The sequence below is a fragment of the Streptomyces sichuanensis genome (genome assembly GCF_020328095.1).
In the GTDB taxonomy this organism is placed as follows: Bacteria; Actinomycetota; Actinomycetes; order Streptomycetales; family Streptomycetaceae; genus Streptomyces; species Streptomyces cinnamoneus.
In genome coordinates this window covers 103,767-122,668 of record NZ_JAIXMK010000021.1, presented here as the reverse complement: position 1 = coordinate 122,668, position 18,902 = coordinate 103,767, and the positions used below count along the sequence as shown (strand labels likewise).

12 protein-coding genes are annotated in these 18,902 nt (G+C 73.5%); 4 read left to right on the top strand and 8 right to left on the bottom strand.

What is annotated here, in order from left to right; genetic code table 11:
• Positions 1 to 173: 173 nt before the first annotated feature.
• The 6 genes from LE181_RS09965 to LE181_RS09940 all read right to left on the bottom strand — a co-directional run bounded on the left by LE181_RS09965 (position 174) and on the right by LE181_RS09940 (position 9,286).
• Positions 174 to 2,114 carry a cell division protein PerM gene (locus tag LE181_RS09965; protein ID WP_225660849.1) on the bottom strand — a complete coding sequence of 647 codons (1,941 nt, stop codon included), beginning with the start codon at positions 2,112 to 2,114 and terminating at the stop codon, positions 174 to 176.
• 230 nt (positions 2,115 to 2,344) lie between these two features.
• A complete protein-coding gene (gene sucD / locus LE181_RS09960) occupies positions 2,345 to 3,238 on the bottom strand; it encodes a succinate--CoA ligase subunit alpha (protein ID WP_225660848.1) in 894 nt (297 codons plus the stop codon).
• A gap of 22 nt (positions 3,239 to 3,260) precedes the next feature.
• Positions 3,261 to 4,436, bottom strand: a complete 1,176-nt coding sequence (sucC, locus tag LE181_RS09955; RefSeq protein ID WP_225660847.1) for an ADP-forming succinate--CoA ligase subunit beta — start codon at positions 4,434 to 4,436, stop codon at positions 3,261 to 3,263.
• 241 nt (positions 4,437 to 4,677) lie between these two features.
• Positions 4,678 to 5,856, bottom strand: a complete 1,179-nt coding sequence (locus tag LE181_RS09950; RefSeq protein ID WP_225660846.1) for a VWA domain-containing protein — start codon at positions 5,854 to 5,856, stop codon at positions 4,678 to 4,680.
• Positions 5,853 to 8,189: a DUF5682 family protein gene (locus LE181_RS09945; protein WP_225660845.1), complete on the bottom strand. Its 2,337-nt coding sequence runs from the start codon at positions 8,187 to 8,189 to the stop codon at positions 5,853 to 5,855. The genes LE181_RS09950 and LE181_RS09945 overlap by 4 nt, the downstream gene beginning before the upstream one ends.
• The gene (locus tag LE181_RS09940; RefSeq protein WP_372458301.1) at positions 8,186 to 9,286 is read right to left on the bottom strand and encodes an ATP-binding protein; all 1,101 of its coding nucleotides are present in this window, start codon (positions 9,284 to 9,286) and stop codon (positions 8,186 to 8,188) included. Before LE181_RS09940 ends, LE181_RS09945 begins: the two co-directional genes overlap by 4 nt.
• A 127-nt stretch (positions 9,287 to 9,413) precedes the next feature.
• On the opposite strand from LE181_RS09940, the gene LE181_RS09935 reads away from it, so the two are divergent.
• Together LE181_RS09935 and LE181_RS09930 are read left to right on the top strand one after the other, a co-directional pair.
• Positions 9,414 to 10,814, top strand: a complete 1,401-nt coding sequence (locus tag LE181_RS09935; RefSeq protein WP_225660843.1) for an SWIM zinc finger family protein — start codon at positions 9,414 to 9,416, stop codon at positions 10,812 to 10,814.
• Positions 10,815 to 10,880: 66 nt separating this feature from the next.
• The gene (locus LE181_RS09930) at positions 10,881 to 12,488 is read left to right on the top strand and encodes a DUF5691 domain-containing protein (protein WP_225660842.1); all 1,608 of its coding nucleotides are present in this window, start codon (positions 10,881 to 10,883) and stop codon (positions 12,486 to 12,488) included.
• Between the two features lie 360 nt (positions 12,489 to 12,848).
• Here the strand turns inward: LE181_RS09930 and icmB are convergent, their stop codons facing one another.
• Positions 12,849 to 13,262, bottom strand: a complete 414-nt coding sequence (gene icmB, locus LE181_RS09925; RefSeq protein ID WP_190111181.1) for a coenzyme B12-dependent isobutyryl CoA mutase small subunit — start codon at positions 13,260 to 13,262, stop codon at positions 12,849 to 12,851.
• A gap of 384 nt (positions 13,263 to 13,646) precedes the next feature.
• On the opposite strand from icmB, the gene LE181_RS09920 reads away from it, so the two are divergent.
• Complete coding sequence (locus tag LE181_RS09920; protein WP_225660841.1) at positions 13,647 to 14,564, top strand: esterase/lipase family protein; 918 nt, start codon at positions 13,647 to 13,649, stop codon at positions 14,562 to 14,564.
• Between the two features lie 195 nt (positions 14,565 to 14,759).
• Entirely contained in the window at positions 14,760 to 16,352 is a 1,593-nt protein-coding gene (locus tag LE181_RS09915) for a M23 family metallopeptidase (protein WP_225660840.1), read from the top strand.
• Positions 16,353 to 16,433: 81 nt separating this feature from the next.
• On the opposite strand, the gene pcrA is transcribed toward LE181_RS09915, so the two are convergent.
• On the bottom strand, positions 16,434 to 18,893 hold the full coding sequence (gene pcrA, locus LE181_RS09910) for a DNA helicase PcrA (protein ID WP_225660839.1): 2,460 nt from the start codon (positions 18,891 to 18,893) through the stop codon (positions 16,434 to 16,436).
• Positions 18,894 to 18,902 lie beyond the last annotated feature (9 nt).

Here is an 18,902-nt window from a genome sequence, read left to right as displayed (position 1 = left end):
GGGGGGGGGCGGGCCCTTCTGGGGGCTGCAATATTTACGGCCCCCGCAGCCGTAGCGCGAACCGCCTCCGTAGCCGCAAATATCGCTTTACGCCCCCTGCCAGGGCCCACCCCACCCCGGCCCCTCCGGTCCGTCGCCCGCAGGGCCCACCGCCGTGCGCACGGCACGGCCGGTCAGCGATGCTCCTCGGGCGGGGAAACCGGCTCCTGAGGGGTGAAGTCCGGCACGAGACCGCCACCCGAGTCCTTCAGGGCCGCCCACCGCCGTCGCCTCGCGGCCGGATCGTGCCAGGCGTCCGGCGCGTCGAGCGGCCCCCGGGACGGCGGAGGCGGTGACTTGTGGCGGGGCTTGTCACGGCGGGCCGTCTTCCGCCGAGGCGGCCGCCAGCGACGACGTCGCTCACCCCGCAAAGCGCCCTCGACGGACTCGGCCGCCTCCGCCGGCGGTGCCGCGTTCGGCTGGGGCAGTACGGGCAGCGTCTCCGGTTCGTACGCCACCTGCTCCGGCGCGAGCTCCGCCGCCCCCCGCGCACCGAAGCCGAAATAGCCCGCGAGGGCCCGCCACCACGAGCGCGGGGGCTCGTCGTCACACTGCTCCGCTTCCGGATCCAGATCAGGGGCGGGGACAGGGTCAGAGACCGGGTCGGGCGACTCGGCCTCAGCCTCGCCCTCCGCGTCGGGTTCCGACGCCGACGGCGACACCACGGACGGCGGCGTCGAGACCGCCAGACCCAGCGCGTGCCCCACGCGCCGCCATCCCTTCAAGACCACGTCGTCGCTTTCACCGCGGCGCGCGATGTCCGCAAGCCCACGGCGCGCGGCAGAAACTTCACGCCTCCAGCGCACCACCAAGGCGCCCGGGACACCGATTGCAGCCGCCCAGGCGGCGGCCGCCGCGCCCGTGCGCCAACAGTTCGGGCCGAAGTCGGCCAGCACGGCGTTGCCGAGCGACCCCGCCGACGCGTACGCCAGAACGACCATCAAGGCCCCGCACACCACCGCTCCCAACAGCGCGGTAGCGGCGACTTCCCGGCGCCCCACCCGCCCCAGGCCCCCGGCAACGCCGCGCTTCGGCACGGCAGCCCGGGCCACCACCACCCCTGCCCCCGCGACCACCGCAGCCGCGCCCGCCAGCGCCAGTGGTCCGGCCTGGCCCGGCGCCGGGAGCGCCGCGAGCAGCGGGAAGCGCGGCAGCACGGGACGGGCCGTCACCAGCCCCAGCGGTGCGACGAGGCTGCCCGCCCCCACCGTGAACCCCGGCCCGAGCCCGTACGCCGCTGCCCAGACCACTGCATTGGGCAGCAGGGCCGCACTCAGCAGGCCCACCGCCACCCGCCCCGACCAGCGCGGGGCCAGTTGGACGAACGCTTCCTGCGCCTCACCCGACTGCAGGGCGAGCGACACGGCCACGAGCAGGAACCCGCCGCCGAGCAGCACCCCGGTCGCGAGCGCCCCGGTGCGCACGACCGCGGTCAGCCGGGCGCGGGTGAGCCACCGGCGCACGAACCCCGGCACCACCCGGCACAGCAGTGGCGACGCGCTCCAGCCCGGGCGTCCGGCGGCCCGCCAGACGCCGGCGGCGATGAATCCGCCCGCGACCAGCGGCAGGTGCACCAGCGCGCTGAGCGGCGCTACCCGCAGTGGGCCCGACCACGCGTACAGCGCCGCGGCGAGGCCCACCAGCAGGTAGCCGCCGAGCATGGCGGTGAAGGCGACGCGGGGCAGCGGCCCGGGCTCGTCCGGGGCCGCGCTCTCGGGGGGTTCGAGTGCGTGCCGGGCCGCGCGGTAGAGCAGGGTGCAGGGCACGACCGACAGCAGCAGCGGCGTCAGCCCGAGCGGCGCGGGGCCGCCGGAGAGCGTCTCGGTCCGTACGAGCGAGGCGCCATGGGCCAGCAGCCACAGGTCGGCGGCGATGCGCAGCGCACCGGCGGGACCGTTGTCGGGGTACGGCGAGGTGATCCACAGGGCCAGGACGATCATGGAGATGGTCCCGATGCCCAGCCCGGCGGCGAGCATCCCGCCGAAGAACACCGTGGACGCCGCGGACGACGGCCCGGTCACGGCGGACCGGGGCCACGACGGGGACGGCGGTCCGTGATCGGCGTATTGGCTCACGGGGCCATGCTGCCAATAACACGGCTTTCCGTCCGGTAGCTGGCAAATGACCGTCGTGTCGCTTGTATGGCAAGGAATACACCTATGACCGTTTCGTAAAACCGCCATGTCGTGCAGACGGCCGTGGGCCCGCCCCCCGGGAGGGGGACGGGCCCACGGCCTGAAGTGTGACGCACCGGCCCGAAGGCCGAAGACCGGGCGAGGTCGGAACGTCAGCGACGACGACGTCGTCAGCCGGCCAGCGCGGCCAGGGCGGCACGCGCGAGGCGAGCCGTCTCGGACGGGGTCTTGCCGACCTTCACGCCCGCGGCCTCAAGGGCCTCCTGCTTCGCCTGCGCGGTGCCGGAGGAACCGGACACGATCGCACCGGCGTGACCCATGGTCTTGCCCTCGGGCGCGGTGAAGCCGGCCACGTAGCCGACGACCGGCTTGGTGACGTGCTCCTTGATGAAGTCCGCAGCCCGCTCCTCGGCGTCGCCGCCGATCTCGCCGATCATGACGATCATGTCGGTGTCGGGGTCGGCCTCGAACGCCTTGAGGGCGTCGATGTGGGTGGTGCCGATGATCGGGTCGCCACCGATGCCGACGCAGGACGAGAAGCCGAGGTCACGGAGCTCGTACATCATCTGGTAGGTCAGCGTGCCGGACTTGGACACGAGACCGATGCGGCCGGGCTTGGTGATGTCGGCCGGGATGATGCCCGCGTTGGACTGGCCGGGGCTGATGAGACCCGGGCAGTTGGGGCCGATGATGCGGGTCTTGTTGCCCGTGGCCTGGGCGAGCGCCCAGAACTGCGCGGTGTCGTGGACCGCGACGCCCTCGGTGATCACGACGGCCAGCGGGATCTCGGCCTCGATGGCCTCGACGACCGCGTCCTTGGTGAACTTCTCCGGGACGAAGATGACCGTGACGTCGGCGCCGGTCTTCTCCATCGCGTCCTTGACGGTGCCGAAGACGGGGACCTCGGTGCCGTCGAAGTCGACGGTCTGGCCGGCCTTGCGCGGGTTCACGCCGCCGACGATGTTGGTGCCGGAAGCCAGCATGCGCTTGGTGTGCTTCTGGCCCTCGGAGCCGGTCATGCCCTGGACGATGACCTTGCTGTCCTTGGTGAGGAAGATAGCCATGGTGTTCTTGTGACCTCGTTCCTTACTTCGCAGCCAGCTCGGCGGCGCGCTCGGCGGCGCCGTCCATGGTGTCCACCTGCTGCACCAGCGGGTGGTTGGCGTCGGTCAGGATCTTGCGACCCAGCTCCGCGTTGTTGCCGTCGAGGCGGACGACCAGCGGCTTGCTGACGTCCTCGCCCTTGGACTTGAGCAGCTCCAGGGCCTGGACGATGCCGTTGGCGACGGCGTCGCAGGCGGTGATGCCACCGAAGACGTTGACGAAGACGGACTTGACGTCCGGGTCGCCGAGGATGATCTCAAGGCCGTTGGCCATGACCTCGGCGGAGGCGCCGCCACCGATGTCGAGGAAGTTGGCGGGCTTGACGCCGCCGTGGTTCTCACCGGCGTAGGCGACGACGTCGAGGGTCGACATGACCAGACCCGCGCCGTTGCCGATGATGCCGACCTGACCGTCGAGCTTGACGTAGTTCAGGCCCTTGGCCTTGGCGGCCGCCTCAAGGGGGTTGGCCGCGGCCTTGTCCTCAAGCGCCTCGTGCTCCGGCTGGCGGAACTCGGCGTTGGCGTCCAGGGAGACCTTGCCGTCGAGGGCGATGACCTCGCCGCTGGCGACCTTGGCGAGCGGGTTGACCTCGACGAGGAGCGCGTCCTCGGCGACGAAGGTCTTCCACAGGGTCACCATGACCTCGGCGACCTTCTCGGCGACCTCGGCCGGGAACTGCGCCTGGGCGACGATCTCGCGGGCCTTCTCGATGGAGACGCCCTCGTTGGCGTCGACCGGCACCTTGGCGAGCTTCTCGGGGGTCGTCGCGGCGACCTCCTCGATGTCCATGCCGCCGGCGACCGAGGCCATGGCCAGGAAGGTGCGGTTGGTGCGGTCGAGGAGGTACGAGACGTAGTACTCCTCGGCGATCTCCGGAGCGGTCTCGGCGATCATCACCTTGTGGACCGTGTGGCCCTTGATGTCCATGCCGAGGATGTCCGTCGCGCGGGCGACGGCCTCGTCCGGGGTCGCGGCCAGCTTCACGCCGCCGGCCTTGCCGCGGCCGCCGACCTTCACCTGAGCCTTGACGACCGAACGGCCGCCCAGACGCTCAGTGGCCTCGCGCGCCGCCTCAGGCGTGTCGATGACTTCACCGGCCAGCACCGGTACACCGTGCTTGGCGAAGAGGTCCCTCGCCTGGTACTCGAACAGGTCCACGCGCGTCCGTCCCTTTTCCATGGATATCGCGGTTCGTTGTCTGCGCGGGCGTGCCGCGGGGCAGCGTGACGACGCGATCTTTTACGAGGGCGGCACACGTTCACCGTTGACGCGGCATGTCCGTCTCGCAGGTTATCCCCGAGGGCGGGGGCTCCCTAAATCACAGGTCACACTCTGGCCGTGATTACGCTCACAGATCCCGGCGGCGGCCGCACGTCCAGGGGTATACCTGATGGCCGCCTCACGCCTCCGGTATGGGGAGCGGGCGCTTCTCCAGGGCCGCGGCCATGACGTCGGGGAAGAGGTCCGGCGTGCAGGCGAAGGCCGGGGCGCCCAGGGCCGCCAGCGCCGCCGCGTGATCGGCGTCGTAGGCGGGAGCCCCCTCGTCGGAGAGCGCCAGCAGGGTGACGAACTGGACGCCGGACGCCTTCATCGCCGCCACCCGCTTGAGCATCTCGTCACGGATGCCGCCCTCGTAGAGATCACTGATGAGGACGACAACGGTCTCGGCCGGCCGGGTGATCCGCGACTGGCAGTAGGCGAGCGCGCGGTTGATGTCCGTGCCGCCGCCGAGCTGGGTGCCGAAGAGCACGTCCACGGGGTCGGTCAGCTGCTCGGTGAGGTCCACGACGGAGGTGTCGAAGACGACGAGGCGGGTGTCGAGGGCCCGCATCGAGGCGAGCACGGCGCCGAAGACGGAGGCGTAGACGACGGAGGCGGCCATCGAGCCGGACTGGTCGATGCAGAGGATCACCTCTTTCTTCACCGACTGCGCGGCGCGGCCGTAGCCGATGAGGCGTTCCGGGACGACCGTGCGGTACCCGGGCAGGTAGTTCTTGAGGTTGGCCCGGATGGTGCGGTCCCAGTCGATGTCGTGGTGGCGGGGGCGGCTGACGCGGGCGGAGCGGTCGAGGGCGCCGGTGAGCGTGGCGCGGGTGCGGCTCGCCAGGCGCTTCTCCAGGTCCTGGACGACCTTGCGGACGACGGCGCGGGCCGTTTCCTTCGTCGTCTCGGGCATGGCCCTGTTGAGCGAGAGCAGTGTGCCGACGAGGTGGACGTCCGCCTCGACGGCTTCCAGCATCTCCGGCTCCAGCAGCAGGGCGGACAGCCCGAGCCGGTCGATGGCGTCGCGCTGCATCACCTGAACGACGGACGCCGGGAAGTACGTGCGGATGTCCCCCAGCCAGCGCGCGACCCGCGGCGCGGAGCCGCCGAGCCCGCCCTCGCGCGGGCCGCCGCCCCGCTCCCGGCCGGTGCCGGGCCGGGAGCCGTAGAGCGCTTCCAGCGTCCGGTCCATGGCGGCGTCGGTGCCGGCGAGCGCGCATCCGGTGCCGTCGCCGCCCTCGCCCCCGAGGACGAGCCGCCAGCGTCGCAGCCGCTCGTCGGCCCCGGTCGTCCGTGTGGCGGGTGCCGTGTTCATCGTCCCGTTCCTCCCGTCGGTGTCGTGCCCAGCAGCAGGCGCATGGTCGGCAGTACGGCCTCCGCCCGTTCCTCGTCGAGGGCGGCGCCGAAGCCGGGTATCCCCATCTCCTGTGCCGCCCGGCCCGCGTCCTCGCTCGCCGGGCCGCGCCTCACCTGCTCGCCGAGGGCCCGGCGGACCCCCGCCTCGAACGCGGAGAAGGTGCGGCGCAGCAGCGGCAGCACGCCCGTGAAGGCGTCCGGCGGGACGCCGGTGAGCCAGTCGTCGACGAGGGTGAGGAGGCGTGGGTCGTGGATCAGCAGGGATCCGCCGCCGCCGAGGAACCCTTCGATCCATGCGGCCGCGTCGGCCGGTGCGGTGCCGGTGGAGAGGGCGAGGCCCATGAGGCGGGCGGCCTCGCCCTCGGCGAGCTTCCCGTCGTCGAGCAGCAGCCGCGCGGCCCGTCCGCGGATGCCGCCGGGCAGTCCTTCCCGCCCGGCGAGCACCGTGAGCACGGCCGCCCACCGCTCGCGCATGCCGGACTCGCCCGGCGCCCCGGGCCCGGCCAGGAGACCGACGGCCTGGTGGACGGCGTCGACGTGCTCCCGCATGCGGGCCGCGGCGTCCGTGTCGAGGCCCGAGCAGGCGGCGGGCAGACCGACGAAGACGCGCTCGGCCAGCCCCGCGGCCACTTCGCCGAGCGCTGCGGCGTCCGTGCGGCGCACGTCGCCGTAGCGCAGGGACCGGACGAGGGCGGGCAGGGCCTGTGCCAGGTGTCCGACGTCCGTGTCGAGGGCGGCGCGCTCGGACAGGGCCCGCATGACGACGGGCAGGGCCTCCCCCAGGCCGGCGAGCAGGCACTGCTCGGCCAGGGTGGTGACGTCGGCGAGGGCCTTCGCCTCGTGGGCCAGGGACTGTGCCCTTGCGGTGGCGGCGCTCTCCACGGTGGTGCCCCAGACCGCCGCCTCGGCGAGGCGTACGGCCAGCTCGGGCTCCCAGCACAGCCGCCAGGTCTCGCGGAACGTCCCGAGGCCGCCGCGCGAGCGGACCGGCTCGCCCCAGCCGACGCCGAGCAGCCGCAGCCGGTGCAGCAGCCGGCTGCGGGCCGCGTCGGTGCCCTTGCGCAGGTCGAACTCACAGTCCCGGCCGGCCGCTTCGGGCTTGAGGCGCAGAGTGCGCTGGAGGCGGGTCAGGTCGCGCTGCAGGGGCGAGGCGGGCGCGGCGTCGGGGATCTCGCCGAGCACGTCACCGATCACGAGCCGGTCCCGGACGAGCGCGAGGGGTACGTCCGAGCCCTCGCACATCACCGCGCGGATCGCGTCGGTCGTCTCGGTGAGGCCGGCGAGCGGGCGGCCGCGCAGCGCGGCGAGGGTGTCGGCGAGCCGTACGGCCTCGATGACGTGTGCGGAGGAGACGGGATGGTCCTCTTCGCGCAGCAGGCGCGCGACCGTGGTCATCCACCGTTCGACGGGCCGGTCGGGCGCGTGGAAGAGGTGCCCGTACCAGCCGGGTGAGGTGATGCCGGCGCCGTAGCCGCTGCGGCGCGAGAGCCGGCGGTGCGTCCACGGCACCCACACCGTCTCGGCCTTGACCTTCGGCAGCCCCTTCAGCAGCTGCCGGTCGGCGGTCACGGTCCGCTTCCCGGCGAGGGCGGGTACGTGCCAGGCGCCGCAGACGACGGCGATGCCGTCGCCGAACTCACGGCGGGCTTCGCGCAGTTTGAGCCGCATGTGGGCCTCGCGCACGGTGTCGCGGCCGGCGCCGCCGCTGCCCCCGTCGACGCTGTCGCCGTCGTCACCGTAGGCGGTCCGCAGCTCCGCCATGGCCTCGGCGATGGCCCGGAAGGGGGCGAGCGCGTCGCCGGCGGCGGGGCCGCCGCCGCGGTGGTGCTCGACGACGTCCTCCCACCACCGCTCGGGGTCGTCGTACCCGGCCGCGCCGGCCAGGGCGGCGAGCGGGTCCAGGCGCGGTGCCGGGCCCGGGCCGGCGGGGCCCGGCTCCGGCTCCTCCTCGACGGGGCCGCCCGCCGCGAGCGAGTGGGCCGCCGGCAGGTCGATGAAACGCACCGGCACGTCGTGGGCCAGCGCCCAGCGCAGGGCGGCCCATTCCGGCGAGAACGCGGCGAACGGCCAGAACGCCGCGCGCCCGGGGTCGTCGGAGACGTGCGCGAGCAGGGCCACGGGCGGGCGCATCCCCTCCTCGGCGGCGAGGTGGACGAGCGCGTCCGCCTCGGGCGGGCCCTCGATGAGGACGGCCCCGGGACGGCACTGGTCGAGCGCCGCCACCACGGCCCGCGCGGAGCCCGGCCCGTGGTGGCGCACCCCCAGCAGCGCCGGGGCGGCCGGCCCGTTCATGCCGCCACCTCGCGGCAGGCGCGGTAGAAGTCCTTCCAGCCGTCGCGCTCTCGGACGACGGTCTCCAGGTACTCCTGCCAGATGACGCGGTCCTGTGCCGGGTCGCGGACGACGGCGCCGAGGATTCCGGCGGCCACGTCCCCGGCGCGCAGCACTCCGTCGCCGAAGTGGGCGGCCAGGGCCAGCCCGCCGGTGACGACGGAGATCGCCTCGGCGGTCGAGAGCGTTCCCGAGGGCGACTTGAGCTTCGTGCGGCCGTCGGTGGTGAGCCCGTCGCGCAGCTCACGGAAGACGGTGACGACGCGGCGGATCTCGTCGATGCCGTCGGGCGAGGCGGGCAGGTCGAGGGAGCGGCCGAGCTGGTCGACGCGGCGGGCGACGATGTCGACCTCGGCGTCGGCGGTGGCGGGCAGGGGCAGCACGACCGTGTTGAAACGGCGGCGCAGCGCGCTGGAGAGCTCGTTGACGCCGCGGTCACGGTCGTTCGCGGTGGCGATCAGGTTGAACCCGCGGACGGCCTGCACCTCTTCCCCCAGCTCGGGGATGGGCAGGGTCTTCTCGGACAGGACGGTGATGAGGGTGTCCTGCACGTCGGCGGGGATGCGGGTGAGCTCCTCGACCCGTGCCGTCATGCCCTCGGCCATGGCCCGCATCACGGGGCTGGGCACGAGCGCCTCGCGGCTGGGGCCGTGGGCGAGGAGCCGGGCGTAGTTCCAGCCGTAGCGGATGGCTTCCTCGGCGGTGCCGGCCGTGCCCTGCACGAGCAGGGTGGAGTCGCCGCTGACGGCGGCCGCCAGGTGCTCGGACACCCACGTCTTGGCCGTGCCGGGCACGCCGAGCAGGAGCAGGGCGCGGTCGGTGGCGAGCGTGGTGACGGCGACCTCGACGACTCTGCGCGGGCCGACGTACTTGGGTGTGATCACGGTGCCGTCGGGCAGCGTGCCGCCGAGCAGGTAGGTGGCGACCGCCCACGGCGACAGGCGCCAACGGGCGGGCCTGGGGCGGTCGTCGGCCGCCGCGAGGGCCTTCAGCTCCTCGGCGAAGGCGTCCTCCGCATGCGGTCGCAGGGCTTCGGTCTCAATTCCGGGCACGGTCACAAGTCCCCCTCGTCGTGCGCTTCCGGGCTGTGCGACAAACCCTGCACCACACCACTGACAATCGGCCCCGGCGAAGTAAAAGCGCTGGTCAGGGCAATTGTCAGTGGGTACCTCTACCTTCGGGACCATGAATGCGCAGGGGGAACGCTGGACGGCGGAGCAGGTGCTCGCACTGGCTCCTGACGTCGCATCACGCAAGGCGGGCGCCAAGCTCGCGACGCCCGGGCCGTGGTCGGGCGCGAGCACGGACGGGGACGGCCGCGCGGACGGGGGCGCGGGCGCGGTGTGGGGGGAGTGCAAGGGCAGCGGCGGCACGCCGTACCGCACGGTCGTGGACCTGTCGGGGCAGGACGGCCCCGGCTTCCACTGCAGTTGCCCGAGCCGCAAGTTCCCGTGCAAACACGCCCTGGGCCTGCTGTTGTTGTGGGCGGAGGGCGAGGCGGTCGTGCCGTGCGCCGCCGGGGCGCCGCCCGACTGGGCGGGGCGGTGGCTGGAGCGGCGGCGTCAGCGCGCGGTGCGGGCGGCGGACGGGGCGCCCGCCGCGACGGAGCGGACGCCGGCCAACGCTGAGGCGGCCCGGCGCCGCGCGGAGCGCCGGGCGCAGCGGATCGCCGCGGGCGCAACGGAGTTGGAGCAGCGACTGGCCGACCTGCTGCGGGGTGGGCTCGCGACCGTCGAGGGCGCCGGCTACGGGCAGTGGGACGAGACGGCGGCCCGCATGGTCGACGCCCAGGCACCGGGGCTGGCCGCGCAGGTACGGGAGTTGGCCTCGGCGGCCGGATCGGGGGCCGGCATGGAGTGGGCCTCCAGGCTGCTGGAGGAGTGCGCCTTGCTGCACACGCTCAACCAGGGCTTCCTGCGCGTCGACCGGCTCCCCGAGCCGCTGGCTGCGACGGTCCGGGCCCGCGTCGGCATCACCTCGGACGCGGCGGCGCTGCTGGCCTCCGCCCCGCCCGTGCGCGATCACTGGCTCGTCCTGGCCCAGCGGGACGGCGACGACGGCCGTCTGATCACCCGCCGCATCTGGCTCCACGGCCGGAGCACGGGCCGCATGGCCCTGCTCCTCTCCTACGGCGCGGCCGGCCGCGCGCCCGAGCTCTCCCTGCCGGTGGGCCTGGCCGTGGACGCCGATCTCGTCTTCCACCCGTCCGCGCGGCCGCTGCGCGCGGTGCTGGGCACCCGGCACGCCGCCCCGGCCCCCTGCCCGGAACCGCCCCCGGGCGGGGACACGACGGCGGCGCTGCGCGCGTACGGCGAGGCCCTGCGGGACGACCCCTGGCTGGAGGCGTGGCCGGTGGTGCTGTCCGCGGTGACGCCGGTCCCGGGCGGGGACGGCCGGGGCTGGCAGGTGGCCGACGCGGACGGCGCGTCGGCGCTTCCCGTCGACCCACGGTGCGAGGGGGACAGTGCGGGGTTGTGGCGGCTCGCGGCGATATCCGGCGGCGGCCCCGTGCGGGTCTTCGGGGAGTGCGGCCACTGGGGCTTCACGCCGCTGGCGGCGTGGGCGCCGGACGCGGTGGCGCTCTGAGCGCCTCCGTACCGGCCCTCTTCCCTTCTTTCACCCAGCGACGGTCTCGCAGCGAGGAGCAGGCACATGACCACCACTTGGAACGATCTCGTCACCACCGCGCTGCTCGGTACCGAGCGGCGTGCCGTGCCCATGGGCGTCGGGGAGCCGGGGCAGGAGCCCGCCGGGGCGCTGCTGGACGCCGCGGCGGTGCGGACCGTGCAGCGGCGGGCGGCGCTGCTGCCGGTCGTGGCGCGAGCGCGGCCCGAGCCCGCACCGGAGGACGGGCGGCCACCGCTGCCCGCCGCCGCGCGGCGGCGGCTGGAACAGTTGCTCGCCGACCGGGCCGGCCCCGGCGGCGCGGGGCGCCGGGGCGGCGCGGCGCCCGATCTCACCGAGCTGTTGCCGCAGTGGCTGGCCGCGGCCAACGGGCACGGGTTCCGGGCCCCGGAGGCACTGCTGCCCGCGTTGCTGGAGGCCGCCCGGGCCCGGAGCGACCTGCGGCCGGAGGCGCTGGCCCTGGGCGGGCCCCGGGCCCTCTGGCTGGCCCGGCTCAACCCGCAGTGGAAGTACGCGCTGCGCGGCGACGCTGCCGGGGGCGCGGCGCTCGCCGCGACCGGCGCCGTCGCCGGGGCGGAGGGGCGGCACGTCTGGGAGGAGGGGCTGTTCGCCGAGCGGGTGGCCGTGCTCGCCGCCCTGCGGCGGCAGGACCCGGCGGCGGGGCGCGAGCTGCTGGCCTCGGCCTGGGGGAAGGAACGGGCGGAGGACGGGCTGATGTTCCTGGACGTCCTGCGCGAGCGGCTCTCCCCCGCCGACGAGCCGTTCCTGGAGCAGGCCCTGTCGGACCGGAGCCGAAACGTCCGTTCCACCGCTGCCGAACTTCTGGCCACCCTGCCCGGTTCTGCGCTCGCGACCCGCATGGCCGCCCGGGCCCGGGCCTGCGTCGCCCTGGACCGCACCACGGACGGCGGCCCGCGCATCGTGGTGGAGGCGCCGCCCGAGTGCGACGCGGGGATGGAGCGGGACGGCGTCGTGGCCAAGCCGCCCTCCGGGCGGGGCGAGCGCTCGTGGTGGCTGAGCCAGTTGGTGGAGGCGGCACCGCTGGCGATCTGGTGCGAGCGGCTGGGAGTGGGGGGCGCGGCGGAGGCCGTGGCACTGCCGGTCGCCGACGGCTGGCAGCCGGACCTGCACGCCGCCTGGTGCCGGGCTGCCGCCCGGCAGGGGAACGCCGAGTGGTCACGGGCGCTGCTCGGGCCCGCGGCCCACCCGCCCGCGCCGCAGGGCTCGTCCTGGCTGGACCCGGCCAAGCTGCTCTCGGCCCTGCCGGCCGGGGAGCGGGCGGCGTGGGTGGCCGAATTCATCGCGGTCCACGGTCTGTCGGAGGCGTTCCGGCTGCTGGGTGTGTGCGCGGTGCCGTGGGCGGAGCCGCTGGGCGCCGCGGTGGTCGACGCCCTGGACAGCGCCCGCGACGCGGGTGGCTACCCCTGGAGCTTCAGCGGCGTCATGGGCCTGGCGGAACGCTGCCTGAACCCGGCCCAGGCCGACCGCCTGAGCGTCCTGACGACCACCCCGGGCGAACCGGCGGTGGCATCCGACTACTGGACGGAAGCGTTCCAACGCCTGATAGGCACCTTGCGCCTACGCGCCACGATGCAGAGGGAACTCGCCGAGGGGACGACCGAGGAGGCCCGTTAGACCGGCGGCCGACGAGCGGTGGGCGGCGGCCCTGTCACCGCCCCGCGGGCGGCCAGGAGCCCCGACGCCCGGGCCGCGCGATCCGCTGCCGATGGTGGGGCGGCAGCGGCCAGTCGCTACAGGGGCCGACGACCGACCCCGCCCGTGGGCAGGCCGGTCACCACGGCGGACGGCCCGCCGCCGCTGCGGGCGCGGGGCTGCGCAGACCCGTCGCTACGGGCGGAGGCGGCGCGGCGGCCAGGCGGCGTGGGCGCCTGACACCGCCCCCCCTTGGGACAGAGCGTCCCGCCGCCCGGCGGCGGGTGGGCGACGTCTTTCGGGCGGCCGGGCGGGTTCACCGGCGACCGCCACCGACAGGTGTCAGGCGCCTGCGGCCTCGCGGACGTTGGTGTTGACCCATTCCACGATCGCGGTCGTCGTCGCGCCGGGGGTGAAGATCTCCGCTACGCCCTGTTCCTTGAGGAGGGGGATGTCCGCCTCGGGGATGATGCCGCCGCCGAAGACCTTGATGTCCGCCGCGTCGCGCTCCTTCAGGAGCTCTATCACCTTGGCGAAGAGGGTGTTGTGCGCACCGGAGAGGATGGAGAGGCCGATCGCGTCGGCGTCCTCCTGGATCGCGGTGTCCACGATCTGTTCCGGCGTCTGGTGGAGGCCGGTGTAGATGACCTCCATGCCCGCGTCGCGCAGCGCCCGCGCGATGACCTTGGCGCCGCGGTCGTGGCCGTCGAGCCCCGGCTTGGCCACCACCACGCGGATCGGACCGGTCACTCCCATCACTGCCTCCATGTACGTGCCAGTACGTGCCGTCAACCGGCCGCGAGGTCTCCCCGGGCCCAGGGGCCGGGGACGTGAACGAACGTTATCCCCCAGCATCCCGCACGCGGCCGTTTCGCGGTGGAGACCGAGGGGGAAATCACACGTGGGACACCACGTTCGCTACGCACCGTTCCCGCACCCCGCGTCTCACGGGCCGCAAGCGCCCCTCGGAGCGAGCCGCCGGGCCGGGGAACGGTCGCGAGGGGAGCCGCGACGAGGCCGCCGCACCCCTGTGCCGACAGCCGCGCGGCACAGCGGTCCGGCCGGCAGCGCACAGCTGCCCGGGAGGGCACACGGGGGAGAGGGTCGCTCCCTGCGTGCTGTTCGGGAGGTCGGTCGGCCATGGGAGCCTTGCCTTTGTCGTTTCTCCATATCTTCTTGCGCCCTTGTGCTCTTGTGCGCCCATCGGCCGCACTCGTGCGCTCCACGGTGCTGGAGCTGGCGATCCTCGCCGGGCATCTGCTGGTCTATCCGACCGGCATGGCCCAGGAACGCCGACCGCCGCCGGTGCCCGCGCCCACGCCCGTCCCCGTTCCCCCGCCGGCGCCTGCCGCCCCCTCCGCCGCTCCGACCACACCCGTCCCGGCGGTCCCCACGGTGCCGGCCGCAGCGGCCCCGCCCGCGGGGCACGCTCCGGTGCTGCTCCTCCACGGCTTCATCGACAACCGCTCGGTGTTCGTCATGCTGCGGCGTTCACTGCGCCGCCACGGCTGGCAGCAGGTCTGGTCCCTCAACTACTCCCCGCTGACGTGCGATCTCCGCACCGCAGCCGACATGCTCGGCCGGCACGTCGAGGAGGTCTGCGCCCGCACCGGCCGGGAGCGGGTCGACATGGTGGGCCACAGCCTCGGCGGTCTGATCGCCCGCTACTACGTGCAGCGGCTGGGCGGCGACGCCCACGTCCGCACCCTCGTCACGCTCGGCACCCCGCACGGCGGCACGCGCGTCGCGCCCCTGATGTCCGCCCATCCGCTGGTTCGGCAGATGCGCCCCGATTCGGATGTCATCGCGGAGTTGGGCGAGCCCGCCCCGCATTGCGCGACGCATTTCATCTCCTTCTGGAGCGACCTCGATCAGATCATGGTCCCCGTCGAGACGGCCGCTATCGACCACCCGGATCTCATTTCGCGCAATGTGCGCGTGAGCGGCGTGGGCCATCTCGCCCTGCCCGTGCACCCGGAGGTGGCGGCGGGCATCCGGCAGGCGCTGACCTCGGACGAGACGGAGAGGGGCGCCACGGGCGCCGCGTCCGTGGCCTGATCATCCGGGATTGAGCCGGATACGGATCGAACGAATATCGAACGTCGGGTCGACCCATCACGGCCCACTCCGCCAAAAGGCGACTAAATGCCCGGTCCCCGACCGGCCGCATCGCGAGGAAGATTGTCGTCGCCGCATACCGCCGGGTACAGTCGCCGCTAATTCTCCTGCTGCCAAGGCGAAATGGAAGTGGTGGTGAACGACCGTCACCCGTCGGCGGGTCCGGCTCCGTCCGTTCCCGCTCCCGATGCCTCCTACGGGCACTACGCCTCGTACGAGCAGCAGAGCATTCCGCAGGGCCACACCACGTACGACGGTTACAGCTCCGGCCAGTGGGACACCGCGGGCCAGTGGGGCACCACCGGACACACCCAAACGTGGGATTTCAGCGGTTACGACCTCACCGGTAACACGGGACACTCGGGCCACACCGACCCCTTGGGCCAGCACCAGTCCGGCCAGCACCACAGCGGGCAGCACCACACCGGTGACTACAGCGGCCAGTGGGAGACGGGCGCCTGGAGCGCCGCCGGCTCGCCGGCCGGTGCGTACGACACCTCCGGCCAGGGCTACCAGTGGGACCAGTGGGGCACGGGCGGCTACGACCAGGCGCACACCCAGGGTTGGGACGCGACCGGGCAGTACACGTCCGGCGCTTGGGACACCTCGGGCCAGTCGGACACGTCCGGCCAGTGGGACATCAGCACCCAGCAGACGCAGATGTGGGACACCAGCGCCTACGCCTCGATGGAGAACCACCGGCAGGCGCCGCCGCAGCCCGCTCCCCCGGTCGCGTCCGACGTCCCGCACTCGCCCACCGTGATGGTCGACGTCTCCGGTCTCGACCTCGACGCCGCGCCCACCCCCGCGCCCACTGCCGCCGTCCCCGCCGCCCGGAACGTCGCCGACGCCGAGACCCGCACCATAAGCGTCCTCGACCTGGAGCCGGAGCAGGAGAAGGAGCCGGACGCTCCGGAGGTCGCGCTCCCCTCACCCTCGCGAGCGAGCCACGACGACGTTCCGGACCGTGCCCGCGCCAACCGGCGCAAGGGCGCGCCGCCCCGCGCCGGTTACCGTCCGCGCCGCAAGGCGCTGCTGACGGTGGCCGTGCCCTCGGTCGCCGTCATGGGCGTGGCCGGCATCGCCGCCGCCTCCGTGATGTCCGGCGGCGAGAAGGACACCCCGAAGACCACCGCCGCCTCGGCCCCCGACACGGCCGTGAAGACCCAGGCGGCCAACAGCAAGCTGGACACCCAGCTCGCCAGCCTCAGCCGGGGCGCCGACGACTTCGCCAGCCGCGCCAACCGCACCCAGGAGCGCATCGACCTCAAGGCCCGCCAGGAGGAGGAGCGCAAGCGCAAGGCGGAGGAGGCGGCGAAGAAGGAACGCGAGCGGCCGAAGTTCTCGCTCCCCGTCGCGCAGCACGGCCTCAGCGCCATGTACGGGCAGGCGGGCGTCAACTGGATGTCCGTGCACACCGGCATCGACTTCCCGGTCGGCTACGGCACGCCCGTCATGGCCGCCACCGACGGCACCGTCCGTACGCAGTACAACGTGGCCTACGGAAACATGGCCATAGTGACGTCACCCGACGGCACCGAGACCTGGTACTGCCACCTCAGCAGCACCAAGGTGCGCTCCGGGCCCGTCAAGGCCGGGGACGTCATCGCCTACTCCGGGAACTCCGGCAACTCCACCGGCCCGCACCTGCACTTCGAGGTGCGGCCCGGCGGCTCGGCCGTCGACCCGCTGCCGTGGCTGCGCAGCCACGGCTTCGACCCGACGTAAGCCGGCCACGAATCCGGTACGCCAGCCGGTACGCAACCGGGCCGGTACGACAACCGGCCCGGCCCGCTACGGCCCCGCCCGCTACAGCTTCTCGACCGGCGCGTACCGCAGCAGCAGCCGCTTGGGCTTCTCGCCGCCGAAGTCGATGGTGGCCTCGGCGTTGTCACCGCTGCCCTTGACGGCGATGACCGTGCCGAGCCCGAACGAGTCGTGCGTGACGCGGTCGCCGGTGGTCAGCGCGACCACGGGCCGGTCGTTGGCGCGGCGCGTCGCGAAGCCGGAGGGCCCCGCCTTCCCGCGGCCGGTGCTGCGGGAGGAGGAGAAGCCCGAGGTGATGCCGGATCCGGCGCCCAGCGAGGACGCGGACGGCGTCGAGGGCCCGGTGCGGCGCCAGGCCACGTACTGCTCGGGGATCTCCTCAAGGAACCGCGACGGCGGGTTGTACGAGGGCTGCCCCCAGGCGCTGCGCATGCCGGCGCGCGTCAGGTAGAGCCGCTCGCGGGCGCGGGTGATGCCCACGTAGGCGAGGCGGCGCTCCTCCTCCAGCTCCTTCACCTGGCCCAGGGCGCGCATGTGCGGGAAGACGCCGTCCTCCATGCCGGTGAGGAAGACGACGGGGAACTCCAGGCCCTTCGCCGTGTGCAGGGTCATCAGCGTGATGACGCCCGTGCCCTCGGTGTCCTCGTCGGGGATCTGATCGGAGTCGGCGACCAGGGCGACCTTCTCCAGGAATTCGGCCAGCGTGCCCGGCTCGTCCTCCGTGCGCTCCTGCTCGAACTCCAGGGCGACGGCGGCGAGCTCCTGGAGGTTCTCGACGCGGGTCTCGTCCTGCGGGTCCGTGGACGCCTGCAGCTCGGCGAGGTAGCCCGTGCGCTCCAGCACCGCCTCCAGGACCGTGGCGGGGCCGGCCCCGGACTCCACGACGGTGCGCAGCTCCTCCATCAGCACGTTGAAGCGCTTGACGGCGTTGGCGGAGCGGGCGGCCATGCCGTACGCCTCGTCCACGCGGCGCAGCGCCTGCGGGAAGCTGATCTTCTCGCGCAGCGAGAGGGCGTCGATCATGGCTTCGGCGCGCTCGCCGATGCCGCGCTTGGGGACGTTGAGGATGCGCCGCAGCGGGACGGTGTCCTCGGGGTTGGCGAGCACCCGCAGGTACGCCAGGACGTCGCGGACCTCCTTGCGCTCGTAGAAGCGCACGCCGCCGACGACCTTGTAGGGCAGGCCGACGCGGATGAAGATCTCTTCGAAGACGCGGGACTGGGCGTTGGTCCGGTAGAAGACGGCGACGTCGCCGGCCTTGGCGTCCTTGGCGTCGGTCAGCCGGTCGATCTCGTCGGCGACGAACTGGGCCTCGTCGTGCTCGGTGTCGGCGACGTAGCCGGTGATGGAGGAGCCCGCGCCGGCCTCGGTCCACAGGTTCTTGGGGCGGCGGTTCTGGTTGCGCTCGATGACGGCGTTGGCGGCGCTGAGGATCGTCTGCGTGGAGCGGTAGTTCTGCTCCAGGAGGATCGTGGTGGCGTCCGGGTAGTCCTCCTCGAACTGGAGGATGTTGCGGATGGTGGCGCCGCGGAAGGCGTAGATCGACTGGTCGGCGTCGCCGACCACGCACAGCTCGCCGACGCCCTCCTCGCCGGCCGTCTCCGGCGTGCCCACCAGCTCGCGCACGAGCGTGTACTGCGCGTGGTTGGTGTCCTGGTACTCGTCGACCAGGACGTGCCGGAAGCGGCGGCGGTAGTGCTCGGCCACGTCCGGGAACGCCTGCAGCAGGTGGACGGTGGTCATGATGATGTCGTCGAAGTCGAGGGCGTTGGCCTCGCGCAGCCGCGACTGGTACATCGCGTACGCCTCGGCGAGCGTCTTCTCGAAGCCGTCGGCCGCCTGCGCGGCGAACGCCTCCTCGTCGATGAGCTCGTTCTTGAGGTTGGAGATCTTCGCGCTGAACGACTTCGGCGGGAACTTCTTCGGGTCGAGGTCGAGGTCCCGGCAGACGAGCGCCATGAGCCGCTTGGAGTCGGCCGCGTCGTAGATCGAGAAGGAGGAGGTGAAGCCGAGCTTCTTGCTCTCGCGGCGCAGGATCCGCACGCACGCGCTGTGGAAGGTCATCACCCACATCGCGTGGGCGCGCGGGCCGACGAGCTGCTCGACGCGCTCCTTCATCTCGCCCGCGGCCTTGTTGGTGAACGTGATCGCGAGGATCTGGCCGGGGTGGACGCCCCGCGCGCCCAGCAGGTGCGCGATGCGGTGGGTGAGCACGCGGGTCTTGCCGGAGCCGGCGCCCGCGACGATCAGCAGCGGCGATCCCGTGTGCACGACGGCGGCGCGCTGCTGCTCGTTCATGCCCTCCAGCAACGCGGCGGGGTCCACGACGGGCCGGGCGGCGCCGTCGCGGTAGTACGCCTCGCGGGGGACGGGCGCGTCGAAGGCGCCGCCGAACAGGTCGTCCGGCAGGGGCTCCGGGGCCGTGTCCTCCGGGGGCGGCGGGTGCTCCTCGTCGGAGGGAGCAAGATCCGCCAGGAAGCTGTCGTCAAAGAGGCTGCTCATCGCCTCCCG